Origin of the sequence: Bombiscardovia coagulans (assembly GCF_002259585.1) — a bacterium.
GTDB lineage: Bacteria > Actinomycetota > Actinomycetes > Actinomycetales > Bifidobacteriaceae > Bombiscardovia > Bombiscardovia coagulans.
This window is the reverse complement of record NZ_MWWS01000005.1, coordinates 32,108-58,095: the sequence shown is the minus strand read 5'-3', so window position 1 is coordinate 58,095 and position 25,988 is coordinate 32,108. Positions and strand designations below refer to the sequence as shown.

The 25,988-nt window shown below is 47.2% G+C and carries 21 protein-coding genes, 1 tRNA gene and 1 pseudogene; 11 read left to right on the top strand and 12 right to left on the bottom strand.

Going from position 1 to position 25,988, the window contains the following annotated elements; all coding sequences use genetic code 11:
• Nucleotides 1-59: 59 nt before the first annotated feature.
• Nucleotides 60-1,046: a DsbA family protein gene (locus tag BOCO_RS05075; protein ID WP_094723017.1), complete on the top strand. Its 987-nt coding sequence runs from the start codon at nucleotides 60-62 to the stop codon at nucleotides 1,044-1,046.
• A gap of 137 nt (nucleotides 1,047-1,183) precedes the next feature.
• On the opposite strand, the gene BOCO_RS07595 is transcribed toward BOCO_RS05075, so the two are convergent.
• Entirely contained in the window at nucleotides 1,184-1,306 is a 123-nt protein-coding gene (locus BOCO_RS07595) for a hypothetical protein (protein WP_275542068.1), read from the bottom strand.
• Nucleotides 1,307-1,309: 3 nt separating this feature from the next.
• On the opposite strand from BOCO_RS07595, the gene BOCO_RS05070 reads away from it, so the two are divergent.
• The 4 genes from BOCO_RS05070 to BOCO_RS05055 all read left to right on the top strand — a co-directional run bounded on the left by BOCO_RS05070 (nucleotide 1,310) and on the right by BOCO_RS05055 (nucleotide 4,790).
• Nucleotides 1,310-1,383 (top strand) — tRNA-Thr (locus tag BOCO_RS05070).
• Between the two features lie 340 nt (nucleotides 1,384-1,723).
• Nucleotides 1,724-3,208: an aggregation-promoting factor C-terminal-like domain-containing protein gene (locus BOCO_RS05065; protein WP_094723016.1), complete on the top strand. Its 1,485-nt coding sequence runs from the start codon at nucleotides 1,724-1,726 to the stop codon at nucleotides 3,206-3,208.
• A gap of 4 nt (nucleotides 3,209-3,212) precedes the next feature.
• A complete protein-coding gene (rsmA, locus tag BOCO_RS05060; protein WP_244568755.1) occupies nucleotides 3,213-4,178 on the top strand; it encodes a 16S rRNA (adenine(1518)-N(6)/adenine(1519)-N(6))-dimethyltransferase RsmA in 966 nt (321 codons plus the stop codon).
• Between the two features lie 3 nt (nucleotides 4,179-4,181).
• Nucleotides 4,182-4,790 (top strand): LytR C-terminal domain-containing protein, encoded by a 609-nt coding sequence (locus BOCO_RS05055; RefSeq protein ID WP_094723015.1) that lies wholly within the window; start codon nucleotides 4,182-4,184, stop codon nucleotides 4,788-4,790.
• A 4-nt stretch (nucleotides 4,791-4,794) separates the two neighbouring features.
• Here BOCO_RS05055 and BOCO_RS05050 read toward each other — a convergent pair whose 3' ends face one another.
• On the bottom strand, nucleotides 4,795-6,210 hold the full coding sequence (locus BOCO_RS05050) for a CCA tRNA nucleotidyltransferase (protein ID WP_094723014.1): 1,416 nt from the start codon (nucleotides 6,208-6,210) through the stop codon (nucleotides 4,795-4,797).
• Between the two features lie 113 nt (nucleotides 6,211-6,323).
• Between BOCO_RS05050 and BOCO_RS07590 the strand changes: the two genes are divergently transcribed.
• From BOCO_RS07590 to BOCO_RS05025, 5 genes are all read left to right on the top strand, one after another.
• Nucleotides 6,324-7,085, top strand: a complete 762-nt coding sequence (locus tag BOCO_RS07590; RefSeq protein ID WP_275542067.1) for an NUDIX hydrolase — start codon at nucleotides 6,324-6,326, stop codon at nucleotides 7,083-7,085.
• The gene (locus tag BOCO_RS05040) at nucleotides 7,082-9,475 is read left to right on the top strand and encodes a DUF6049 family protein (protein WP_094723013.1); all 2,394 of its coding nucleotides are present in this window, start codon (nucleotides 7,082-7,084) and stop codon (nucleotides 9,473-9,475) included. The genes BOCO_RS07590 and BOCO_RS05040 overlap by 4 nt, the downstream gene beginning before the upstream one ends.
• Nucleotides 9,476-9,543: 68 nt before the next feature.
• Nucleotides 9,544-13,671 (top strand): murein biosynthesis integral membrane protein MurJ, encoded by a 4,128-nt coding sequence (locus BOCO_RS05035; RefSeq protein WP_158520417.1) that lies wholly within the window; start codon nucleotides 9,544-9,546, stop codon nucleotides 13,669-13,671.
• A gap of 137 nt (nucleotides 13,672-13,808) precedes the next feature.
• Complete coding sequence (locus BOCO_RS05030) at nucleotides 13,809-15,095, top strand: aminotransferase-like domain-containing protein (protein WP_094723011.1); 1,287 nt, start codon at nucleotides 13,809-13,811, stop codon at nucleotides 15,093-15,095.
• A 13-nt stretch (nucleotides 15,096-15,108) separates the two neighbouring features.
• Nucleotides 15,109-16,134 (top strand): D-alanine--D-alanine ligase family protein, encoded by a 1,026-nt coding sequence (locus BOCO_RS05025; protein ID WP_244568754.1) that lies wholly within the window; start codon nucleotides 15,109-15,111, stop codon nucleotides 16,132-16,134.
• Here BOCO_RS05025 and BOCO_RS05020 read toward each other — a convergent pair whose 3' ends face one another.
• Nucleotides 16,135-16,410, bottom strand: coding sequence for a hypothetical protein (locus BOCO_RS05020; protein ID WP_094723009.1), 276 nt, complete (start codon nucleotides 16,408-16,410; stop codon nucleotides 16,135-16,137). It lies immediately after the preceding gene.
• A gap of 77 nt (nucleotides 16,411-16,487) precedes the next feature.
• Between BOCO_RS05020 and trxB the strand changes: the two genes are divergently transcribed.
• On the top strand, nucleotides 16,488-17,432 hold the full coding sequence (trxB, locus tag BOCO_RS05015) for a thioredoxin-disulfide reductase (RefSeq protein WP_094723008.1): 945 nt from the start codon (nucleotides 16,488-16,490) through the stop codon (nucleotides 17,430-17,432).
• 73 nt (nucleotides 17,433-17,505) lie between these two features.
• Here the strand turns inward: trxB and BOCO_RS05010 are convergent, their stop codons facing one another.
• The 9 genes and pseudogenes from BOCO_RS05010 to rpmH all read right to left on the bottom strand — a co-directional run bounded on the left by BOCO_RS05010 (nucleotide 17,506) and on the right by rpmH (nucleotide 25,841).
• Nucleotides 17,506-18,900, bottom strand: a complete 1,395-nt coding sequence (locus BOCO_RS05010) for a ParB/RepB/Spo0J family partition protein (protein ID WP_094723007.1) — start codon at nucleotides 18,898-18,900, stop codon at nucleotides 17,506-17,508.
• Nucleotides 18,900-19,808 (bottom strand): ParA family protein, encoded by a 909-nt coding sequence (locus tag BOCO_RS05005; protein WP_094723114.1) that lies wholly within the window; start codon nucleotides 19,806-19,808, stop codon nucleotides 18,900-18,902. The genes BOCO_RS05010 and BOCO_RS05005 overlap by 1 nt, the downstream gene beginning before the upstream one ends.
• A 1,410-nt stretch (nucleotides 19,809-21,218) precedes the next feature.
• On the bottom strand, nucleotides 21,219-22,118 hold the full coding sequence (locus BOCO_RS05000; protein WP_094723006.1) for an alpha/beta hydrolase: 900 nt from the start codon (nucleotides 22,116-22,118) through the stop codon (nucleotides 21,219-21,221).
• Between the two features lie 127 nt (nucleotides 22,119-22,245).
• Nucleotides 22,246-23,052 carry a 16S rRNA (guanine(527)-N(7))-methyltransferase RsmG gene (locus BOCO_RS04995; RefSeq protein WP_169711893.1) on the bottom strand — a complete coding sequence of 269 codons (807 nt, stop codon included), beginning with the start codon at nucleotides 23,050-23,052 and terminating at the stop codon, nucleotides 22,246-22,248.
• On the bottom strand, nucleotides 23,052-23,624 hold the full coding sequence (locus BOCO_RS04990) for a Jag family protein (RefSeq protein WP_094723005.1): 573 nt from the start codon (nucleotides 23,622-23,624) through the stop codon (nucleotides 23,052-23,054). The genes BOCO_RS04995 and BOCO_RS04990 overlap by 1 nt, the downstream gene beginning before the upstream one ends.
• A gap of 175 nt (nucleotides 23,625-23,799) precedes the next feature.
• Nucleotides 23,800-24,822 (bottom strand): membrane protein insertase YidC, encoded by a 1,023-nt coding sequence (gene yidC, locus BOCO_RS04985; protein ID WP_094723004.1) that lies wholly within the window; start codon nucleotides 24,820-24,822, stop codon nucleotides 23,800-23,802.
• A gap of 28 nt (nucleotides 24,823-24,850) precedes the next feature.
• Nucleotides 24,851-25,216 (bottom strand): membrane protein insertion efficiency factor YidD, encoded by a 366-nt coding sequence (gene yidD, locus BOCO_RS04980; protein WP_094723003.1) that lies wholly within the window; start codon nucleotides 25,214-25,216, stop codon nucleotides 24,851-24,853.
• A 92-nt stretch (nucleotides 25,217-25,308) separates the two neighbouring features.
• Nucleotides 25,309-25,683: pseudogene (gene rnpA, locus BOCO_RS04975) on the bottom strand (ribonuclease P protein component); the annotation flags it as partial.
• 23 nt (nucleotides 25,684-25,706) lie between these two features.
• Nucleotides 25,707-25,841: a 50S ribosomal protein L34 gene (gene rpmH / locus BOCO_RS04970; RefSeq protein WP_033491033.1), complete on the bottom strand. Its 135-nt coding sequence runs from the start codon at nucleotides 25,839-25,841 to the stop codon at nucleotides 25,707-25,709.
• Nucleotides 25,842-25,988 lie beyond the last annotated feature (147 nt).

Sequence of the window (25,988 nt, the reverse complement as noted above, 5' to 3'; positions counted from 1 at the left end):
ATACAATATTCATACTTTTCAGATACACTAAAAGCTCAGCATTCCGAAAGGATTATGTAATGGCACAAAAAGGCTCTAACCACGGTACACGGAAGCATGTGGTGCGACCGAATGCAGGCGATAAGCGGTCACAGAAAGAAGCTCAAGAACGTGCTCTACAAGAGCAGCAAGCACGCGAAGGCAGACAGCAGACACTTATTGGTGTCATTGCAATTGTTGTTATTCTTGCACTGATAGGGGTAGGCGGTTTCTTCTACTGGAAGTCCCACCGACCTGACCCCAAGCAGTCTCCTGCAAGCATTGAGCAAGCCTATCAAGCCGTAGAAGCCGTGAAAGTAAAGCCACAAAAGGCAAATAGCAAGGGCGGTTTTAATATCTCTAAAGATGGGCTCAATAAACCAGTTGCCGGGGCTCCAACGGTAGAAATTTATATGGACTTCATGTGCCCAGGTTGTGCTTCACTGAATCAGACGCTAGACCCCACGCTCAACAAGATGCTTGACGCTGGTCAAGTCAACCTTGAAATTTATCCCATGAGCTTCATGGATCGCATGACGACCGACGAATACTCAGCTAGAGCAGGATCAGCAGGCATCTACATACTTGAGCATGATACCAAGCATTTCATGGCTTATATGTCTAATTTGTATGCCCCTAGCTTCCAGCCAGACGAAGCTCAATACAAGCCAGTTTCTGATGCTCGCATTAAAGAGCAGATGCTCAAGGCAGGAGTCAGTGAAGACGTCGCCAACCAGGCACTCAAGGGGCAATACAAAGAATGGCTGAACCAGATGAATAAATACACGCCTATGCGCGAAGAACTCTGGAATACATCTGGACAAAACAAGGGATCAATGACTACTCCGACCATCCGAATTAATAAGCATCTTTGGTCTACCACAGCACCTTCTCAGGTAGGAATGGATACCGTATCGGGATTCCTTGACTCAATAGGCTTATCAAAAACCCAAGTAGGACATGCCGGCAAGCTACCTTCAATCGGTGGCAACGATGCTCCTATTCCGCTGACAGCAAATTCTAACTGAAAATCTTGCTGAGTAGGCTGTCTTCATACTAAAGTTGTTCTTTCGTTCGATGAGGTTTGACCCATCAAACTTTATAAATGGAAATCTCGCAGTATTGAGTTTAATTTATAACTAAAGAATGTTTTATCCAAAGAGCCTCAACGACCTTCTCTCAAGAGGAGACTATTGAAGAGCATTTCTATCACATCTTGGCGAGTCGGCAAGAGAAAATAGTATGCTTGTGTATGTGAGTGAGAGCATAATATTGTATGCTCAATCATTCCGCCTCCTTAGCTCAGTTGGCCAGAGCAGCCGCCTTGTAAGCGGCAGGTCGTCAGTTCGAATCTGACAGGAGGCTCGACAGAACATTCGACTTCGCTCTCAGAGTCAATAAGAGTAAAGTCGATTCCACCAGCAAGAAGCTGAAGACGGTGCTGGTGCCCTGTGCAAGTGTAGACTTATCTTGAGTAAGGTTCTAGAGGTTTTTGACCTCTAGAGGACGGACGGAGTGCTTTCCCCAACCAACTCCATCCACAAGCAGGGGCGGGAACATCCCCTTCGATCCCGCCCCTGATTTCCTCTCTGGCGCTTTCTTAAAGTAATTGTGCATATTTTCAACTTGCTATGCCAAAATACGTTCAAATAGTCTCTAACTCAGTTACAGTCAATGGTGAGTATTACGAAGAAAGGTACCTGTAATGAGTAGACGGTGGACACCGCAGCAATTTATTTTGCGACGTCGCTTGCGCATCATAGCCTGCGCCATAATAGTCACACTCTCAATGATTCTCAGTTTTGTACTGACTGCGCGCAAATCAGTGGCTCTCACCGTCAACGGAGAAACTCGACAAGTAACAACATATGCCTTGAGCGTTGACGGTCTACTCAAGCAAGAAGGCATCGAACGAAAAACACACGACTTGGTCGAAACTTCCGCTTCAGATCGACTTGTCAACCATGGGACTGTGACCGTTCAATCTGCTTATCAAACAACCATCAATCTTGACGGTCAAGAAGTACCTTTCTGGACTACTGCTACATCTGTTGACCAACTTTTAGGATTCTTTGAAAGCAACCGTCGCAACGCCACCAAAGTGAAGGTTGACATAAAAAATGTATACAACCAGTTAACGGGAGGGCTGGCCATTAACGAGGCTGGGCCGGTAACAGTCATAGCAGATAACAAAACCTCAGAAGCACCAAACGGCAAACTCCCAGCAGCCTCCATCCTTGACTCTAAAGGCATAGTTCTAGGCAGAGAAGACAGGGTCTCAGTAGAGAAAAACGGATCTCAAACCATCCTACGAGTACAGCGAGTAACCCACGGACAAACTACTGAAGATATTGTCGTCCCTTTTACTAATAGGACTGTTGTAGATGACTCTCTAGAGCCTGGTCAAACTGTAATCCGTCAACAGGGAGTATCAGGACAACAAACACGGACGTATCAGACAACACTCGTTGATGGAGTAATCGAATCGTCGACCCTTATCGCGGAAAAAATAACCCGTCAACCCATAGACCAAGTTACTGCCATTGGTCCGGCTCGGCAAGAACCCAAACAGGAAAATACTTCGGGACCTGTTCCGCCTGCAAACGATACACCAGACAAAGAGAAAACCGACAGAAAAGAACAGGATAAACCAAAGCAGCCCGGCTCTCCTACCCCAGCGCCACCTGCACCTGCTCCGGCTCCAGCACCCGCTCCTGCACCTGCACCTGCACCAGCACCAGCGCCAGCACCTGCACCTGCACCGGCCCCAGCGCCACCTGCACCGGCCCCAGCGCCAGCACCTGCACCGACTCCAACACCCGCTCCGGCTCCGGCCCCAGCACCCGCACCGGCTCCAGCACCGAATGGCAGGCTATGGCATGCCTCACCAGCTCAAGCGCAAGCATACGCCGGAGCTGTCTGCGCCCAGAGAGGTTGGACCGGTAAACAGTTCGACGACCTTGTAAGCCTCTGGAACCGAGAATCCGGATGGCGGTGGTGGGCAGAAAATAGAAGCTCTGGTGCCTACGGTATTCCTCAAGCGCTACCCGCCAGCAAAATGGCAACATTCGGCAATAATTGGAGAGACGACGCAGCAGTGCAAATTGATTGGGGACTCTCCTACATCGCAGGCCGTTATGGCACCCCCAGTGCAGCATGGGCATTCTTCCTTAAAAAAGGGCATTACTAAACCTATGGCTGAGCATACATCTATGAATACTGTTCCAAAACAGCCAGCTCTTGCCGCTGCTGATAGTCCTGTACATGAAGAAAACGGACAGCTCCTGGGAGCCACCGACATCCGCTCGCTAGCAGAGCACGCGAACATCAAACCCACCAAAAAATTAGGGCAAAACTTCGTTATTGACCCTGGTACAGTGCGACGCATCGTGCGGATAGCCAACGTACACCCTGCGAGCCATGTTATAGAAGTAGGCCCCGGTTTGGGATCCTTAACATTGGGATTGCTAGAAGCAGGTGCCACGGTACACGCAGTAGAGATTGACCCTAATCTTGCTGCTCTTCTGCCACAGACGGTTGAGGCGCATATGCCTCAAGCCGCCAACCACTTGAAAGTAATAAACCAAGATGCTCTAACGTTCAAACCTCAAGATTGCCCAGAACTGACTGAGCAGACCTCGCTCACTCTTGTTTCTAATTTGCCCTACAATGTAGCAACTCCTATTATTTTGACGTTACTAGAGCGGTTTTCAAATTTGAGTTCCTTCGTCGTTATGGTCCAAAAAGAGGTGGCAGATCGACTGGTTGCTGGCCCTAGTAGCAAGACTTACGGTGTTCCTTCAGCCAAGCTTGCTTGGTACGGGCAGGCAAACTTAGCAGGGCGCATAGGACGCCATGTTTTTTGGCCTGCACCTAATGTGGATTCAGCTCTGGTTTCTTTTGAAAGACGGGCACCACTTCAAAGTGAGAGCGAGCGCCAAGAGACGTTCCATCTTATTGATGCAGCCTTTGCTCAACGGCGAAAGACCCTGCGTGCTGCCCTTCACGGTCTCGTAGAACCAGCCGATTTCCAGCAAGCAGCTATTGATCCTCAACGACGTGGGGAAACATTGAGTATCCAAGAATTCGTTCGTCTGTCCCATTACTCAGCGTCATCCTCGCAAGATAGAGTAGAGGCAGCTAGATTTAAAAGGGGTTGAACCATGACGTTTCCAGATGCTCCCGACGAGCGTCAAGCCCGCAGGCAGTTCGTCCGCCGTCGTCAAAAGATGGTTTTTACTATAGCAATTAGTGCTTTAGCGGTAATACTGGTCATTGCATTACTCGTCGTTTTTGGAACTTTGGGGCACCTCAATAAGCAGAGCACACAGACTAAACCTAACTACGGGGTCTCTGTGCCATGCGCTCCAGCTGACTCTACCGTGCTCAAGCACACCGAAGTTCGGGTACGAGTGCTTAATGGGACAAACAAAAACGGTTTAGGTGTAGCAGTAATGCAATCGCTGCGCAACCGCGGTTTCAACATGCAAGGTGCAGGAGACTTCCCCACCAAAACGGAATTAGCTCGTACAGAAATTCGTTTCGGCATCAATGGCATCTCCCAGGGTTATACCGTTGGAAGACAATTCAAGGATGCGGTCTTACGCATGGATGATCGTGCAGATGACCTTGTAGACGTAGTTATTGGTGCTACCTTTAACGACCTCGCTCAGGAGCATAAGGTCTCAGGTGTAGGTATGCCCATTACCTCAATTAAAGGTTGCGTGGCAGATCCTAAAACGATAACGAATCTGCCCAAACACGAATCCTAGAGATTTACACTTGCTGCTGGGCCCACCATGCCTTGAGCTCAGCACAAGCAGTTTCTTGGTCCACCGGACCTTCGTCTAAACGATAATCCAACATATGTTGGTAAGCTTTGCCCACCAGAGGACCAGGTTCGAGATCAAGAATTTCCATGATTTGCTGTCCATTTAAATCGGGACGTATGGCATCGAAATTCTCTTTTTCTTTCAGCTGTCTGACCCTGTCCTCTAACTCATCCATCGCCGCAGAAAAGTTGTGAGCCTTGAGCTTATTACGTGTAGTAGCGTCTGCTCGTGTGAGGCAATTGAGTCGTTCAAACAGAGGTCCGGTTTCCTTGGCGTACCGGCGTACAGCAGCATCGGACCAGCGCTCATCCACGTAACCATGGAATCGTAAGTGCATAGCGATCAAATCACACACATCGTCGGTTATATGTTTATCGAAATGTAATGCTTTGAGTCTTTTACGGGCTATTTTGGCGCCAACAAGATCATGATGGTGGAAACTGACCTTGCCTCCAGACTCAAAACGACGCGTGGAAGGCTTGCCAATATCGTGTAGAAGAGCAGCTAAGCGCAAGGTTAGGTCAGGAGCTGGTACAGGCCCATCAGGCCCTGTTTCTAGAGCTACAGCCCTGTCGAGAACCATAAGCGAGTGCTCATAGACGTCCTTGTGACGATGGTGCTCATCGATCTGCAACTGGAGGGCTGGAATTTCAGGAAGCACATATGCCGCCAAGCCTGAGTCAACCAATGCCTCCACACCCTGGTGGGGGTGTTCACTGGTCAAAAGTTTAATTAGTTCATCCCTTACACGCTCGGCAGAGACTATCGTGATGCGATCAGTCATCTGGCTTAAGGCTTCGGCGGTCGACAAAGCTATACGGAAGTCAAGTTGTGCAACAAATCTTACGGCTCGCATCATTCTTAAGGGATCGTCATCAAATGACTGGTGAGGATCAACCGGTGTTCGCAACATCTTCTTGGCTAAATCATTAGCTCCACCAAAGGGATCCACAAACTCCAAGTCCGGAACACGCAAAGCCATTGCATTAACTGTGAAATCGCGTCGAGAAAGATCCCCTTCTAAACTGCTCCCGTAGTTAACTTCAGGTTTACGCGAATTAGGCTGGTAGCTGTCAGAACGGTAAGTAGTGACCTCCACCTTGACTTCTGTGCCATCCGACCTGCGTCTGAGGGCACCAAGCGTACCGAACTTTCGACCCATATCCCAGAAACCCTGCCCCCATTTATGGAGAATAGGTTCAAATTCTTCAGGGCGAGCAGAAGTACAGAAATCTAGGTCATGTGAAGGACGGCGCAAGAGAAGATCACGTACTGGACCGCCCACAAGAGCCAGCTCAAAACCCTGTTCTGCGAATAGCTGCCCCAGCTCTATCGCTTCAGGCCAAACCTCAAAGTCCACAATTACCCTTTCCGCGTATACTTAAAATCACACTTATAAAAGCAGCGTGAGTTGTATGCATTTACCAGCTTACCGTTACCCCACCTGCACAATACGTTACGTAGAGTGGAATTATGACTACGCCTATCGATCTAGCGCGCATGCTATCGCGCCAAGCCAATGATCGGGGCAACCATGCCAATTTACAGGAGGGCCCTAACCGTCTGCTGTACACCCTTGGCGACGATGTCACTCCAAAGGTAGGTCAAGTATTTGAGCATTCGGTTGAAGAAAATAGCTCCGAACAGGTTGAGAGCGACGATGACAACCAGCTTGTTAGTGTGAGCATCCGCGAATCAGTAAATCACAGTCGGCCAGAACACCGCGTACCGACACCTGCTGTAATGGCACGCCGCAAGCAAGAAACGGGTTCGACAAGTTTCGCATCCTTAGATGCACAAGATTTACCAGTCGTGCGCGAATACTCTGCTGGAGGGTTAATTTTCGATAACGCTCATCGCGTTGCCATCATTGCTCGCCACTCACGCTCCGGACACCTTGAGTGGTGCTTACCAAAAGGGCATATTGAGAAGGGAGAAACACCAGAACAGACTGCTGTGCGAGAGGTACATGAAGAAACAGGAATTCTGGGCACAGTTGTCGATTCTATAGCTACGATTGACTATTGGTTCACTGGCACTAAGCAACGTATCCACAAGTTGGTTCACCACTATGTGCTACAGCAGGTAGGCGGTTGGCTAACAGTGGAAGGTGATCCTGACCACGAGGCGGAGGATGCAATTTGGGTAGATTTCGAAGACTTAACCGATGTACTTTCCTATCCAAATGAAAGGAAAATTGCATGGCTCTACGCTAGGAAAATAAAAAGAGCATGAACGGTAATCACGCGCATAACACTACCTGCCAGCAGCAGAACGGTCGTACCTATTCAGCAGAGGGGCTGCGACCTCAATCAGGTATATATCGTAGGCGGACAGTAGCTGCATTAATAACTGTATTAGTCTTCTTATGCAGCTTTGTCTTTGTTGCAGTCAAGCCACAGGCAGAACCAATCAGTCCCATCCCTGCTTATGCAGCTAACACCCGTAAAGGCAACAACGAGCACCCCAGAATTAGTTCTAGTGTAAAACTTTCTATTAGGTCAAGTACTGCTGTGGTTTCAAGTACCTCTGGCTATTCAGTTAAGGTCGCAGTTACCAATACGTCTAATAAGGCCAGCGGCACTGGCAAGTTAAGCGTAGACACCAACGCTCTATATTCCTTTAGCTCCAGAGTAGATATGCAGGATTGGGCAGAAGGAGACTCTCGCATCCCAACACCTAACCACCTGTCAACCACTGACGTAGCCAGCATTCAGCCAGGTCAAAGCATAGAAGTTACAGCTACCACTCCCGCTGAACACGACCAACTGAAAGCCATGAATACTTGGGGTCCCAAGCCTTTACTCCTGACATACACAAGCGACGAAACCGACCCTGCTGGTAAGCACGTTACAGAAGAAGCAACCACCTTCCTAACGCGCTCTCCAGACGGCTTAACCACTGCTCACACACCAGCTATGCCTGTCAGCATGGTATTGCCTCTAGCCTCCACAGATTGGGAAGTTAATCAGGACCGAGTAAAGGAACTCATGACCGGCCAAGGAGACAATAAACAAGCTCCTCCTGCGAACAATCCCGGAACCAACGGCAGTCAAGACCACGATCAGAAGAGTCCGATACAGCACACGCCGAGTGATCTATCTGAGCGTATTGTTCAGATCAGTCAAAGCGGAGTCAAAGCTGAAAGTCATCGACAGCAATTACTGGCCCACCATTCAAAACTCAATACGGTGGCAGATCCCTTGTATTCCAGCTACCTAGACAGTTCAGTGCGGGTCGATGCAGGCATGCAGCCAGGAGTATTCGATATAACCGCATACTCACCCCAGGATGCCGCTCATTACAGTTCAGCAGGCGTTGAAATGGAAGATTGGAGCGCCCAAACCGCTAGTCATGAGCTTAAGAGTGGTCTTCATACAGCCGATACCAGCAAGCCTATCTACGCCTGGCAAGGTAGTCAGCCTTGGTCTTTGGCAAACTTAACCGAAGCACGAAAACAGGGCTATACCACAGTTATAGCCCCACGTGGCCTTGACAGTGAGGCCGGCAGCCCAGCACACACAGGAAAATATACTGTTTCTACTGAAGCAGGTGAGATAACGCTACTGTCAGCACAACGAGAGCTCAGTACCCTAGCCCAGGGCAACCCTACATCAGCCAAGGCAGCAAGTGAACAGACTTCTGCCGGTCAGGTAGCTCGTTTTATGGCTCAAAGTGCCTTCTACCAAAGTGAACAGCCCTATGCCCAAAGAAACATTTTAATTTGTTTCGGGAGCAATCAAGACATCGCGACTGCCGGTACACTGATGACCGCAGTAGAAGGTGCCCCATGGTTGCGATTAGACGATCTACACACTGTTAGTAATGCAGAACCGTACTCTCAAGGGGAAGAAGCACGAGAACTCATAACGGGGGAACGAAAAAGCAACCCTTTCACCAAAGCTAAAACATCCGGTCTGAATGGGACACTGGATTCGCTGGCAGCTAGTCGCAACGATATCAAAAGATTCAGCACCGCTATGCTAGCCACACAACAACAAAACAGGTCATCTCCCTCCGCATCATCGGGTAAGTCAGATGCACAAGCCTTAGCAAGACAAGATGCAGCAGATACAGCTCGCCGATCCAACAACCCAAGCCAGTGGCTCGCCGATGTAACTCACGTTCACGACAGTCTAGCCCTGCACGCTTTGGCTTCTACCGATAAAGCAGGGAGCCTAGCCGACGACGCTCGCGCTCTTGTTGACCAACTTTTGAACGGCGTCCAAATTAAACCCAGCGAATCCATAACAGTGGTCAGCGAAACAGCAAAAATGCCTGTCACTGTCAGTAATACACACCCTTATCCCGTGGCTGTTCGAGTGAGTTCCAAGACTGACTCCATGGAAATAGTGACCACACGTACAACTGATGCGCTTATTCCTGCCAACTCGGAAGCGCAGGTAACGTTCACAATCCGCGTTGCCACCGCCGGACAAGCAGACGCGGAAATTTCATTGGTTGATCAAGACAATGTTTCCTTTGGTGAGACTCGAACCACACACATTACCTCTAACCTGCGCTTGAGCGACATGAGTGGACTCCTGATTATAGTGCTCGCTCTTTTATTCGGAGCTCTGGGAGTGTGGAGACAGATTAACCGCACGAAAGATCCTGACGAATGAGCACCGCGAGGCATGAGAGGGGAAGAACCCCAGTGAACGCCAGTTCAGGCCAAAAGGGAGGCTCACAGATGACTTCCCAAGGACAGGCAGAACGAGACACAGAGAATTCTGTAGGCCGCAATTCCATCATTATGGCTTCGGGCACTGCCGCTTCACGTGTAACCGGGCAGATTCGTACTATCCTTCTCGCTGCGGCTATAGGCACGACTGGAATAGCGGCAGATGCCTACCAAACGGGAGCCATGATTCCTCAAGTCATGTTCACTCTCATATCCGGTGGGATTTTCAACGCTGTTTTAGTTCCTCAAATCGTCCGGACTCTTAAAGAAGAAGACGCCGAAGACCGCCTCGACAAACTGATTACTGCCTCAATAGTACTGCTCCTAGGGCTTACCCTGGTTCTCATGCTGGGAACCTCTGTTCTCACCTCCATATACCTCAACTCAAAGTGGAATCCAGCCCAGCGAGCGCTAGCAAATGCTTTTACTCTCTGGTGCATGCCGCAAGTCTTTTTCTATGGTTTGTATACCGTACTTGGTCAAATTTTAGCGGCTAAAGGACGGTTTACGGCTTATGCCTGGTCATCTGTCGGCGCCAATATTATCTCTTGCGCCGGCTTCATTATGTTTATTGCTATGTTTGGCAATGCGCAACGCCAATCTATAGATTTTTGGACCACCGGCAAGATCGGCCTCACAGCTGGTGCATGGACGTTAGGTGTTGCTTTTCAAGCACTGATGTTGTTCATTCCGCTTATTCGTTCGGGATTTACCTACAAACCCAAGTGGGGTATACAAGGGATTGGTCTTCGGTCAATGGGACCAGTTGCTGCTTGGAGTTTGGGTGTGGTCATAGTCGATCAGCTAGCAAATATTGTTAATGCACGCATCACCAATGGAGCACCCCTCGAAGGTAATCCCTTTGACATAGCTGGCAACGGTTCTTACCAAAATGCTTATACCCTGTATATGCTGCCGTATTCGCTAATCGCTGTTTCTGTTTCGACTGCAATCTTCCCTCAACTATCTCAGGCAGTAGCAGAGGGACGAATCAACGACGCAAGAGATACTCTGAGCCGATCCCTACGTAATGTAGGCCTGATGATGTGCTTCTTTGGCATAGTTATGCTGGTGATTCCGGTACCTATCATTCGAGCACTCCTGCCCTCAGTTAATGTGCACGAATCAGTTCTTATCTCTGGTCCTCTACTCGGACTTACGGTAGGGTTAGCTGCAGTATCGGCATTCCTGCTTATTCAGCGTACCTTTTACGCTTTCGAAGACGGCAAGCAGCCTTTTATTTTCGCTGCTTTTTCCAATACCATACAGGTAGTTATGGTACTCATAGCTGTACGAGTGGCCCCTCCTCAGTATTGGACTGCTTTCGTTGGTTTATCGATGGCCTTAAGCAATATCGTGTCTTTCCCGGTGCTGGTGCACATGCTGAAGCAACGCTTTGATGGATTTTTGGACGGGAAACGAATTGGTCTCACCTATGCCAAAGCAGTAGTAGCTGCCGCAGTTTCTGGAGGACTAGCACTTCTCATTAAAAATCCAGTAACCCATCTTGTGGGAGCGCAAGTAACCAATCGAGATGGACATATGTCTTGGCTACAGGCAGTACTTATTTGTATCATTATCACGCTTGTTATCGCCGCAGTGTATTGCATGGTACTGTATGCTCTTCATACTCAAGAACTCATTGACTTCATTGCTGTTCTAGCTCAACGCCTTGGTCTTTCAATCCCAGACCATAGTCAAAAGGACCAAACGCAGGCTTCCCTCCCCAACATCTCAATTATTGCTGACGTCGAGGCACGGGAAGAAACTATTGCTCATCGAGCAGCCCGAGTAGTCCGCTCTTACACTGAGCCAGCTGCTAGCGATGAAATGGAAGGTGCCCTTGAACAGATTGAGAATTCCGCTATGGCCGATGCGGGTAGCATGAACCCCCGTATCTTTAATCAATCCGTTCGGATAGCACCTAAGAGCTTCCCTCACCAAACTCTGCAAAACCCCACGGGTATCCACCAAGGGACTGACAGTCCAACAAACGTCCCTGCTCAACCCCGAAATCCTGAGCCAACTCAGACACCACATGGTGCCCATACAAGCGTTCAAACAGATTCTCAAGCAGCACAGGCTCACGGTAGGCGGGTGCAAGGTTCACCTCAGAGTCCAGGTACTATACGGCCTAGAGTCTCCGACATCTTACTCAACCGATATCAGCTACGTACACTGCTCAAGCAGGAGCCCGGCCTGAGTGCTTGGGAGGTGGAAGATAAAGTTCTTGACCGTCGTAGCCAGTTATTCATTGTCACTGACAATCAATCAGTCAACTCCGTTAACACTGCCTCTGCAGACCTAGCTCTATCTTCGAGCCGCCGATTTACCCCTGTATACCAGCTTCACACCAGAGATCGGATCTCCCTCATCGTCTGTGATTTAGATGCAGGAAGCTCACTAGAAAACTACCTCAACACTCCTCCAATGCACAATCCTAGCTATGAAGCTATACGAACGATCATCGGCGAGAGTGCCCAAGCCTTGGGAGCTCTGTATAAGTTAGGACTTCATACACTGACGGTATCACCTAGCTTGATTCGTCTATCTCCTACTGGAATTACCATTGCTGATGCCCCTGTCCTGTCAATGATTGAACCTTGGCAAATTGGGGACACAAAGGACACAAGCGGTAGCGAAGGAATGGTAGTGCGTCAGCTTTCCGGAATGCTGTATGCTCTCCTAGTTGGGTCCATACCCGGTTCTACCCCCAACAGCTACCCAAGTCTTGAAGCCCTGCCAGAAGGAATCCCTAAAGAATTCCGTATTATTTGTATGAGAGGTTTAAGGTTACCGACAACAGATGGAGTCTCTCCTATCCCGCTGATTACCCTGGCAGAGTTGTCGGCTTTGCTTGGTCCTTGGACTCCTCCAGAAGAACTTACCGACCAAGATATGGTTTGGCCCAAGCCTGACCAGCAGGCCTCTATACAAGCTGTAACATTACAAGCAGTACCTCCTGAACATGTGCTCAGCATCCCAAGCTCAGTGCGGCCCAACGATGCTCTAGCTAAAAATACAACTGTTGAGCCAAAGTGGGGAACTAATCAACTGTTATTCCCTGAGAGCAGCGAAGTCGAAATGCTCAATCTCAGCAATTCAGACACAGATCTCTTCTCGATATTTGATCAACGTCGCGTACAAAATCAGCTGCCATCAGCCAACAGAATTTCACACCAAGAGCTAGCCTCTTGGCCCACTCAAGCTGTTGATGTCAGCTCTGTTCGCCAGCCCACTATACAAGCACACCCAAGCTCACCCAGTGTGGAGCAGTCACCCTCCCCTGATCAGGACAAGCCAGCGCCTACGCCTCCAGACTCTGTAAGGGAGTCCAACGATAACACCGAGCTCAATGTGCCAGTGGACGACCTCTTTACTCATGCAACAGAAACAGTGCCTGAATCTGAGACTCAAGTATTACCCCCCAGCTTCTCCCCTAGCCCTCAGTCACGCTTGGCATCCGGGATGTATTCAGAACGAAATCAGTCAGTTGAGGAAGAATTCGACGAAGATGATCTTGACGACAACGTTGCAGATGCCCAGCTCTTCGGACACTACACCACCCGTTCTATCGTCATCACTATAGCAGCTGGTTTAGTAGTCATTGGCCTCATCTGGGCATCGATTACCGTAGTTGGTCGCTTGCATGGTCACATCGATGCAGGTAATCCCTGGCCAAATATGTCAGCAGCGCCGCTTCAAGGTGACAACACCAACGAAAGTGCAGCTACCCCACCAATTAAGCATCAACCAAAGGAAGCTGGTGCTGTACCACCTCCCAAGCCCTTACCTGCCAACACGACTGCATACCCTACAGCAAGACAACTCTTTATGAACCACCCGGCAGGCTTGGATGGAGTAGGCTGGTATGTTCATTTAGATGCACCTCATGACGTTTCGCGTGTCGTGATTTCCATAAGGCAGCACAGCGGACAAGGTCAAATTTTTGCCAATGCTACTGGTTCCCAGCCCACCCCAGGAACAGCTGTCGCTCAATTCGCCTTTGACCCTTCGGGAACAACGGAAGTTCGTTTACAACACCCTATTCATACCCAAGATCTCGTTATTTGGGTGCCGACCAGTGCCCTACCGCAAGAAGGTACTCTTCACTTTAACAACGTAACTGTGTACTGACCGTAGAGAGTATGTAACAGCAAATCTGTGCAGTGATATGGTGAGCACTTTTTTAAAAAACCTACCTACACCACGCTCTTGGTAATATAGTGGCAATTAGGAAGGGTTTTAACAGGTTAAGTGCGAAAGGCGAATCAATGACAGACGACCCCAATATCGCCTCGAAGATTATTACAAACGACCCTTGGTTCGGAAGCTACGCACAACGTGCTGAAACCATGCGTGCCTCCGAGATCAGAGCTCTTTTTGCTGTGGCTAACCGACCCGAGGTCGTTTCACTAGCCGGAGGAATGCCATATTTAGGCCGTATGCCATTCGATCAGCTCAGTGAAGAAATCGGTCGCATGCTTAGGGATCAAGGCGAGAAAGCCTGGCAGTACGGCTCTGCGCAGGGAGACCCACACCTACGCGAGGACGTCTTACCCATCATGGCTATGGAAGGCATCACCAACGCCCAACCTGACGACGTTGTCATTGTCAACGGATCACAATCTGGCCTTGACCTTATCACACGGATCATGTGCAATCCAGGAGATGTTGTTTTAGCTGAAGCCCCTAATTATGTTGGCGCTCTCGGTGTTTTCCAGTCTTTCCAGGTTGATGTCGTTAATGTGCCCATGGATGCAGACGGACTTGTACCGGAACTGCTTGAGGAAACTATTAAAGCCCAACTTGCAGAAGGCAAGCATATTAAGATGCTTTATACTGTTCCTAACTTCCACAATCCTGCTGGGGTAACAATGAGCCGGGAACGCAGACCTAAAGTTCTTGAAATTGCAAAAAAATACCATATCCTCATCTTGGAGGATAACCCATACGGTCTACTCGGCTTTGATGGACAGACGTATCCTGCTCTGCGTTCCATGGATAGCGAGAATGTAGTTTATCTTTCCAGTTTCTCTAAGATTATTGCACCAGGCATGCGAGTGGCCTGGATGGTGGCACCACCAGGGATTCGCCAAAAACTAGTACTAGCCAATGAATCCTCTATCCTCTGCCCTTCCAACATGAGCCAGATGACTATTACCTGCTACCTCGATAACTTCGATTGGAAGGCACAGATAAGCGATTACCGAAATATGTACCGAGAACGGCGTGATGCTATGGACGGTGCCTTAAGAGAATACCTGCCATCGTGTTCATGGAATAAACCAGAAGGCGGTTTTTATATCTGGCTGCGCATTCCCGACGGACTGGATGCTAAAGCCATGCTCCCAAGAGCTATTACAGCTAAAGTAGCATATGTCTCCGGAACAGCGTTTTACAACGATGGAAACGGTAAAGATCATATGCGTCTTTCCTTCTGCTACCCTACACCTGAGCGCATTGTAGAAGGCGTCCGTCGTTTGGCTGGCGTCATAGACCGTGAGCTCGAAACCATCAATCTTTTCAACGATGCTGATGCAGAGCCTACTTCACTCTAAGGAGGACGGAACAGTGACACACAGTGACCAAGCAGATAAGAAAAACGAGATAGCACCTGAAACTGCTGCGGACTCTCCATCCGCTTCAATTGTCGTAATATGCGGAGGCTTAAGCCATGAACGTGACGTTTCCTTGAGTTCTGGACACCGGGTCCAAGGCTTCCTCAAAGAAGCGGGCTGGAAAGTTGAAACACACGACATGGATGCCAGCCTCTTAGACTTTCTCACTAACCCCTCCACTCGTCCAGACTTGGTATGGCCGCTCTTGCATGGGGCTAACGGAGAAGATGGGTCTATTCGAGACATTCTAGAGATGAGCAACTTACCCTATATCGGCTCACGAGCAAAAGCTTCTCGAACGGCATGGAACAAACCTGTCGCTAAAAATATCGTTCGCAAGGCAGGCATACAGACCCCTCATTCGGTGACACTCCCTGAATCAATTTTTCGAGAACTAGGTGCCCACCAAGTTGTCACATTACTCGTCAACTCACTTGGACTTCCTCTTTTTGTTAAACCCAGTTCTGGTGGATCAGCGCTAGGCTGCTCGATGGTTGAGGATATGGACCAACTACCACAAGCACTTATCAACTGTTTTGCATACGGACATGTTGCATTAATAGAACAAGCTGTAACTGGCATAGAAGTCTCTGTTTCAGTATTAGAAATAGATGGACAATTACAGACGTTGCCACCTCTGGAAATTTGGACTCCCGATGGAATCTACAACTACGAAGCACGGGTATCATCTGGACCCACTAAGTTTTATATACCAGCCAGACTCAGCACAGATCAACTGAAGGCTGTTCGTCAGGCTGCCCTTACAGCGCACACAGCTCTAGGGCTTCGGGATATTTCACGTACTGATTTTATTATCGATAGCAACGGTGTCCCGCAGTTCTTAGAATCTAACGTGGCACCAGGAATGACCGCTACTTCGCAGCTTCCCCAATCAGCCATTGCCGCAGGTTACAGTCTTTCAGAACTCTATAGCTCACTCGTTCAGTCAGTACTGTCCCAAGATCGCACAAACCACTAGCTAGTGTTCATTTGCCGTCGTTGACTTCATATTGTCTTCCTGTCGGCCTGCCCCAGCTTCCTCATCTATGGCGTCTGTTTTGCCATCTTGAGGAAGCCACAGCCGCCAAGAATGCCAGCTGTCATCGGTTTGTTTCTGTTCCTTGTTAGTCTCTTCCTGATATTTCCGCATCAGTTTTCCTGTTTTCCACAAGGTAACAGCCACCACTATAATTGTGCCTATATTGGTAACAGCGACGGCAGCTGCAATAATGATGGTTTTAGTATCCATGGTCATAACAGTACTAGCTCCCCACGGCCAAGCAACGTTTTGCCCAACGATGAGCAGTCAGAGCGGCCCGTTACAGTAGAACCATGAATGAACAAGTGCATGATGTCATAGTAATTGGCTCTGGCCCTGCAGGTTATACCGCAGCAATCTACCTAGCAAGAGCCGGCTATCAACCATTAGTAATAGCTGGGGCAATTACCCCTGGCGGACAGTTAGTTAACACTACCGAGGTGGAAAATTACCCAGGCTTTCCTGAAGGTATTATGGGACCTGATCTCATGGAAAACATGAGAGAGCAAGCTGAACACTTCGGAGCACAGGTAGAGTATGACGATGTCATAGAGGCGGATCTCACCAACAAGATTAAATCTGTTACAACAGACGGAGGAGAGCACTACAAGGCCCGTGCAGTTGTCATTACTACAGGATCTCAGTACAGGAAACTAGAAGTCCCTGGAGAACGCGAATATGGGGGTCGAGGTGTCTCATATTGTGCAACCTGTGATGGCTTCTTCTTTAAAGACAAGCAAATCGTCGTAGTAGGTGGTGGAGACTCCGCTATGGCTGATGCAGACTTCCTAACACGATATGCTTCTTCAGTCACTCTCGTACACCGGAGAGAAGGGTTTAGGGCCTCAAAAATCATGGTCGATAGAGCCAAAGCTAATAAAAAAATCAACTTTGTGCTCAACACTGTTGTAGACGAGATTAAGGGCGGGCCTCAAGGAGTTGAATCCGTAACTCTAAAAGATACCAATACTGGCGGAAAAACCTCCCTAGAAACAAGCGGAATATTTATCGCTATCGGTCATACTCCTGAAACAACCTTCCTTAATGGACAACTGCAACTAGATGAAGAAGGCTATATTGTAGTCGAGGGTGCTTCAACGAGAACTTCAGTGCCCGGTGTTTTCGCTGCGGGAGACGTGGTAGATAATGTTTACAGACAAGCCATTTCTGCGGCAGGTATGGGTTGTAGAGCAGCTCTAGACGCACAATCCTACCTTACAGACCAGGAAGTCAGCTAAACAGGTAACAGCTAAGATAGGGGCCAGGCAGCTAATTCCAGCTGCCTGGCCCCTATCTTATATCCAAAACCGGTTAAACCCAACCATCAGATTTGGAATCAAATGATCCCTGGGCCCCTCCTTGATTGAGCATAAGAGAAAGAATCCTATCCATATCTTCTGGTGAAGAATACGTTATCTCAATTCTTCCCTTCTTTTTATTACCTTTTATATCAACCTTTGTTTCAAAATGATTTTCCAGGTTACCCAGCACAGGCGAGCCAGCCCAGATACTTGGTTTTTGCTTACGCGGTTTTTTATTTTGTAGGTTTGTTTTCAGCGCGACTTTCTCTTCTGTCGAACGAACTGACAATCCTTCAGCTATTATTTGGTCAGCTAAATGTTCCATCTCTTCTGGTGAAGAAAGGGAAAGGAGAGCCCTTGCATGCCCTGCGGAAAGAACACCAGATTCTACTTTTTTCTGAACTGCTGTGGGTAATTTCAATAATCGAAGTGTATTCGCTATCTGAGGTCTTGATTTGGAAACGGACTTAGATAGATCTTCTTGAGTCATTCCAAATTCTTCCATCATTTGCTGGTATGCAGCCGCCTCTTCAAGTGGGTTTAACGCAACACGATGGAGGTTCTCCAGCAGAGCATCACGGAGCATATCGTTATCTGCTGTTGTTTTTACAATGGCTGGTATCTCTGTAAGACCTGCCATTTTTGTAGCCCGCCAGCGCCGCTCACCCATAATCAATTCATAATGAACTGCCTGTTTATCAGTTGCTTGGCTACTCTTCTTTAACTTCCTGACGACTATAGGCTGTAACAACCCAACTTCAGATATAGAGTGAGACAATTCGACCAGTTCATCTTCATCGAAAATGCGACGAGGCTGCTCTGAGTTCGCACAGATATCTTCTACAGACAGTTCTGCCATGTAGCCACCCTGCACGGGTTGTAATTCTGAGTTATGAGCCTGCTTATCTTTGGAAGACGAAGCAACTACCTCTCCCCCAACAGTACTTTCTGATTGACCCTGAGGTGATTCGCCTATTGCAATAGAACCTTGACCGCCGTGGGATGGTTGAGTCAATGTTTCATGTGAAACACTCTCATCTGTCCCACCAAAGAACAAATCACTCGGATGTTCCAAATCGCTCAACTTTGGTACAGACATTCTATTCGAACGAGTCTTTGCTCCCTTTGTTTCACGTGAAACGCCTCGGCTTCCCGAGTCACTTTTTTTTGTTGCATTGTTCTTACTGCTGCTTTTGGCTCTAGCTTCAGAGCTTGTGCCATTACTTGCTGTTTCAGAATTCGTCATGTTGGTCGATGTAGAGTTGTTCTTACCTTCTGCATCCCTTGAGACCGGTTCCTTCTTATTGACCGAATCTCCCTTGACCACTTCTTGAGCATTCTCGTCACCCGGGAGTTCAGGAAATAAAGCGCCAAGACCTTTACCTAACCTGGATCGTTTTGCCATTACTTATTCTCCCTATCGACGTGCCTCTTATCTATTGCTTTCAAAACTCGCTGAGATCGTTCTGCGATTTCCAGCGCAGCTTCGCTATAGGCTATTGAGCCAGCCCCACGAGAATCATATGAAATCACACTCTGAGCAAAGCTGGGTGCTTCAGAAATCTTCACAGATCTTGGTATGGTTGTTTTCAACACAATTTTGGGATAGTGTTGCTTGACTTCCTCGTATACCTCTTGGCTCAAAAGAGTTCTTTTATCGAACATGGTGATAACCATAGTCGAAACAATGAGATTATGATTGTAATTTTCTTGCACCAAACTAATGGTATGAAGTAACTGTTGCAATCCTTCCAAGGCATAATACTCTGCCTGCACAGGAATGAGCACCTCATTGACTGAACACATTGCATTTAACACTAGCAAGCCCAAACTAGGAGGACAATCTATAAACACATAATCATAGTGGACTTTACTGTTTTCCAAAAAGTACGAAAGCGCATTGTTGAGCAACTGGTTTCTGTCGGGAAGGTTTGCTAACTCTAATTCTGCTCCACTCAAATCTATTGACGCCGGTACTACATCTAAGGTTTTGAAATATTTGCAAGGTAGCTTAACCTCTTCTATTCCATACCTTCCTTCGATGACATCGTACGTAGTCCTCATATCTTGTTCACGCACTATGCCTAAAGCAGTTGTGGCATTACCCTGAGGGTCCATGTCGATAACTAGAACCTGCGCACCATACTCGGCTAGCGCACATGCGACGTTCACAGTTGTGGTGGTTTTCCCGACCCCACCCTTTTGATTAGCCACTGCTATCAGCCTCGTAGCAGATGGTTTAGGAAACGTTATATTTTGAAGGGCAGCATATCGACTTGATAAGTTAGCTATCTCTGCCCCAACTGATGTCATACCATCATTGCTGGAGAAGATACGGTTCAACACGTCTTCGGCTGATTCAATCTTTGGCTTCGGCGGCAAACTGCTTATCGAATCATCATCCGAACGCTTGGCCTTTTTTGTAGCCTTCGTCACGTAGCCCTCCTCACTCTGTTACATACCAGTCTCCTGTGAATACTGGACATGAATAATCATCATGCACACTTGTCCACACTTATCCACACCACTGTGGATAAGTGTGGACAAGTTGTCATACCATCGAAAACTCTCATTTAGAGAAGCTGGCAAAGCAGCTAACAAGGTCAAGGTTTTCAAGACCTGTTTCAACGCTTGCCTAAAAAATCTGATACCGAAGCCATATGTGGATAAGTTTGACAAGGGCACAGAATTGTGGATAAGTCGATAACTTTACTAGTGCGTTCAAAAATTGTTTCATGTGAAACAGCATCCAACATTTCTCACGAGCCTACACGAGTCTTCAACTTAAAGCTCTTCACACATCAAAAATCATTATTATCTCTTATCCCATTTATATTGCTAGAAACACTAATTGTTACTCGACATAAAATTACAGTTAACGTGCTATTTAAATTTTTGTTTTCTTTGCCTCTGCATGCAGTATATATAATCAAAGTCGGTGCATGGAAAACCATACTTATGATCACAAATCATGATTCATAGTATTAAACTCAAAATAGGTAATCGTAACTATCCTCATCATGATGCAGGTTTTGTTTCACTACACTCACTAGACACTATACGTTTCAATCGAATGTACATCGTAGTTTACTTTCGTCCCATCGAACATACGAAATAGAGTACGAGAGCGTAAAGATAGAGTATCCGAATGAGATATTCGTTCAAATACTGCCTCTAATACAAAAGAACGTGCTTTTGGATAAAGTAACACTCTTCCAACAGAAGCGAACGAACGTGTAGTCTTTTCTTTACTCAGCTAAGCTCATGAGCTTATGTAATACTGCCTGTTCATTCACATACCAAAATTGGCACATATACTTTTTTAAAGAAGTTTCACCTAGTAATGCGCGCACCTGATTATCGGTCTTACAGTAGATAAAAGCCAAACTATTGTATTGATAAGCTCATGACATCAGAACTGACATGCCTACGACATACTAATTTCCCTGAAATCTAGAAGGTTCTTTCATTTCTGCAACTCTCTTAAATTCAAAAGGAATACCATACCCTTAAGTTAAAGTTGCGGATTGTCACCAATAATATAAAAAAGCAAATATGTTTCACATGAAACAATTCTAAAATCAAGACTAGCAACATCTCTATAGCAGTGACGAACAAATTGCATCAAACCCTCATTAGCAAATTGTTTCACATGAAACATTCGTTGCCATAATCTTTGTTTGTACACTTTACAAGCACAAAAGAAGGGAACACTCCCTGGATTTACTGCTTTCCCCATATGAACTGTATGATTGCAATACAAACTTGATTACTTTCATGAAGATTACTATGTTGTCCTTCATTACCACGTATAAGCAATTCTTTATAGGATTTTGCCCTATCAACTACTATGTAATGTAGAGCTTTAGAAGACGCATTTGTGACATTTCCATCTGATTGCGAACCGTCTCCTATGTCTCCATATACATTAAGAATATCTACTTGGTGGTACGGATAGGATGATCGCAGCGGCAATATATTAGTGAACTCTGATGTTTGAGGTAAAGGAGAGCCATCTTTTTGGAACTTCATCTGATGCGGCTCATCATCCCATCCGATAATACCATTAAAGTTACCAGCTAGATCTACTTGTTTACGAAGTCTAGGCAAAGAACTGTCACCACTGTAATCCTTGAGATAGTTCATCAAAACCATATTGCCCATAGAATGAGCAACTACATTGTACTCATTAAATATATAATGCTTCCGTACAGCGAGAATGGCACTTTTAAACCAGCTTGCACAACGCTGGTAATCAGAATTGGTATTATCAAGAAAGCTGACTTCTATAAGAGGGTTCGTTGCATCTACAGGAATGTCGTTCAGTAAACGAGCTTCCCCATTCCCATCGACATCAACCCTCAATACCCATTTGGTAACACCTGCATCTATAGCAGCACTAACCATGCTTGTTTCTGACTTGTAGCTGCCATTCCAACCATGCAGAAAGAATGTAGGAACTTTTTCCTGAAGATACACCCTCCCCTGTGAGTGCTCTTGCTTCTGTTGCAAAACTGTATGTTTCGAAAACGAAGACAATAGGGTAATTATTGACAGTATCACAGTAAACGTCAGCACCAATTGTATTGCAACCCTGTGCTTAACATTCTTAGGTCTACCCATGAAACATTCCTTCCACCCAGCTTATCTTTAAGCAAGAATTGTAGATGGTTAAGAATCTGACCAATACCGAACCTTACATAGGAATGTAGTCATACTATGCCTTGACAGCTGCACAAAGCTCGTAGCATTACACCTTATCTACAAGTACGACTCTGGTATTTTCGAGGCCCTCTCCTACCGGAGCTAGCTCAACTCGAGGATTTCGACCACCCTGTTTTCTCAATTCTTTGAGAGCCTTATCAATTTCATCTTGCGCAGATCGGCCTTTCAGTGCTACCAGTTGACCTCCTGGTTGAACAAGCGGTAAAGTCCATGCTGCTAATTTGGTCAGCGGTGCTACAGCACGACAGGTAACCACACCGAATGCATTGTTATATGTTTCTTGAGACAATATCGAACCGGTTCGATGTTGTTCTGTTTCGATAGTCTTCTTCTTTTTGACACTGTTGCGCTTCACACCTTGCTTTGGGCTAGCTTTTTGTATGAGATCTTCTGCCCTGCTCCGAATGACTCTGACATTAGACAGAGCGGTTTCTAGAGTGGCTTCCTGCAACCATTCAACTCTACGTTCCATGGGTTCTATGAGTGTAAACTCTATATCCGGCAAACAAGCCGCCAGAACAAGTCCAGGAAAACCTCCACCTGAGCCAACATCCGCAACGCGGTTCGAACCGGCAGCAGCACAAGCTTGGTCTACAAATGGAGCTATCGCAGCAGAATTGAGAATATGCCGTTCCCAAATGATGTTCACATCTCTCGGCCCAATGATACCCCGCTTGAGACCCTCGCTAGACAACTTATGCTGAAAAATTTTCATCTGTTCAAAAGCTTGCCCTAGAATCTGTTCCAAGATAGGAGAATTGTCAAGCTGATCTACCGTATGTTCAACAGCTTCTGCCTGAGAAGAAGTATCGGTATCCCCCTCTTGGTCCATCACATTTCATCTTCCGTTAAGTATTCGTCTACTTCTACAAATGCATCTTCTTCGTCATCTGCAATAGCAGCTGGTTCAGCCTTAGCATAGATCGTGACATAACGATTTGGTTCTTCACCATGGGAACGCGACTTGAGACCCTCTTCACGAACCAAGTCGTGAACAATTTTTCTCTCAAACGAATTCATCGGATTGAGATCCACTGCCTTGCCTGTGGCCAAGGTCTCTTCAATAGCATCTAAAGTGGCCTTCCTCAGGTTGAGGCGCTTTTTGTGTAAGAAACCGTCGACATCAATGATGAGATGTGACCGCTCTCCGGTGCGCTGCTGGACAGCCAACCGTGTCAACCTCTGGAGGGCATCCACAACCTCACCGTCCTTGCCGATAAGGTGTTTAATGTCAGTATCATCGTCAGCAACAATTTGCACAGTTGGTCGATGATTACGAACACCCATCTCAATATCGCCCTCATAGTCGACTATATCGAGTAAATCTTCAAGGTAGTCAGCTGCAATATTGGCTTCTTCATTGAGCTGTTCCATACTCTTATTTTCTTCGAAGTCTTGCGACATTTCGACTACTCCTTACTCGTGTTAACTGGCTCATCTGCGCCGAATTCAATACACCCACTGCAACTATCATCCTTTGACCAGCTTCAGCCAGGGCAATGAACCAGCAAAAGAGTTCGTTTATTTTAGAGAATACTCAAAGGCGCACCCAAACTAGCACATGGAGTGACTGACTTGACTAGTTTTTGCGCTTTTTCCGCTTAGGTTGTTCTCGTTGGTGGGAAGTCTTCTTGCTCGTACGAGCAACTTCTTCCAGTGCTTTGAGCTTGGACAGTTCTTCTTCCTCGACAGAAGGGAGACCTTTACGAGCCCTACGGGCATTCTCACGCTTATGGTCGCGTTCAATTTTCTCTTCTGCAGCTGGAGAACCAGGTGTTGGCATATGGTAGACCTGAAACAGCGTCTGGCCCAGAGTCCATAAATTATTAGTCAGCCAGTAGATAAGCACAGCAAAGGGGAAAGCAATACCGGAGAAGATGTACATGACTGGGAAGATATATGCCATCATCTTCTGCATCGTGTACTGCTGCCCTTCCATAGATGCTCGTGGGGTATTCTTACGAATATTATGGAACTGAGAGTAGAACATGGCCAAGCACATCAGGGCAATAAAGACTACGATAACGATCTTCCCCGCTCCTTGTGCGGTGACCAGATTATCTGAAATTCGCAAACCGAAGTATGTTGTCTGCTCGAATTCGTATGCCACATCCTTGGTAAATGCACCCAAAGGTTCATGCGTTCCTCGGGCAATAAAAGGAACCGCAGAAAGCACATAAAACATTGTTGCAAAAACAGGGCTTTGAATTAATGCAGGCAAACATGAACTCGCAGGATTAGCATTGTTATCCTTGTAGAGTTTCATCGTTTCCCGGCTCATGGCCTCACGGCTAGCAGGATCCGTCTTTCCCTTATACTTATTCTGTATTTTTAACAGTTTGGGCTGTATGGCTTGCATCCGCTGCATCGACTTCATCTGTTTGACGAACAGTGGCAGAATGAGAAGACGCACAATAATAACTAGAAGGACAACAGAAAGCGCCCAAGCAACACCTGGACCCTCCTTAAAACCGATGAAGGTAAGTGCTTTGTGACACCAGACCATTACATACGTCATCAACCATTCGATCGGGCGAAGAATCTTGTAGAAGAATCCAAAGATACCCTGATCAAAGGTGAAGGTATTGTAGCTCTGAAACATCTTTAGATAGTCTCCTTATACGTTGCCTTCATGATTGCACTTCCTCACTCATATCTTTCATAGGCAAGGGGTGTAACCTAGGCTCTTCATGTGCTTTGGACCAACGGAAACGGTAACATAATGAAAATTGAGTAGGTACATCGTCGATACCCCCAGGACTCCAGGGTCTACAGCGGAGCAAGCGCAAAAGAGCTAAAGCAGTTCCTCTTACAGCTCCAAACCTCTCAACAGCGTTCACTGCATACTGGGAACACGAAGGATAATACCTGCAAGAAGGTGGTGAAAGAGGGGAAATATGACCCTGATACCAGCGTAAACAACGTATGCAAGCTCTAGACACTGTCGACTTACATTCACGTAAGGTGGGCGTCCCAGTTTGTGCTGCCCCACTCATACCGACCAGCCAGCGTTAGACTCGTGATGTACGTCTGTGAATAGTCGACAATCTTGTGTTTGAAGACGTGGAAGAGACTTATCCCTAGACTCTTTACTCTGTTCAGCCACTTTGTGAAACAACAAAGCTACTTGTTCCTCTAAGGAATTGAAAGAAGCCTGAGCTGCACTTGGCTTAGCACGCATAACAATGTCGCAAGAACTCGGCAAAGACGCCTCATAACGAGCTGCTAATACACGAAAACGCCTCTTGACGGTATTCCTTGTCACTGCATTCCCTACGGCCTTAGAAACCGCGAGCCCTATTCGGCGTCTCCCCATTACAGACTGACTGGCATGAGAACATAAACGTCGGTTGCGTTCAGCTTCTGCGCCAGTAAGCAGATGTAAGACAATATCCCGGCTGGAGACCCGCTTTCGTCGCCGTAAAACTGCGATGAATTCACTATGATTCTTCAGCCGTTCCAAGGTAAATTGCCTTGTTCGTCTACTCAGGCGGACAGGGACTTACGGCCCTTAGCACGACGACGGTTAATCAATGCACGACCAGAACGTGTACGCATACGGGCACGGAAGCCGTGCTTCATGTGACGACGGCGATTGTTGGGCTGGAAAGTCCTCTTCATATTCAACGCTCCTGTTAATACAGCCATGCACCAGCACGGCTCCTCATGAGTCCAAGCTATACTAAATTACAGGTTGAGGGCGACTTAAGCAAAATTTTTCCTACTCGTTTTGCCTTCTTCAACCTTCAGTTATATCGTAGGTGGGTT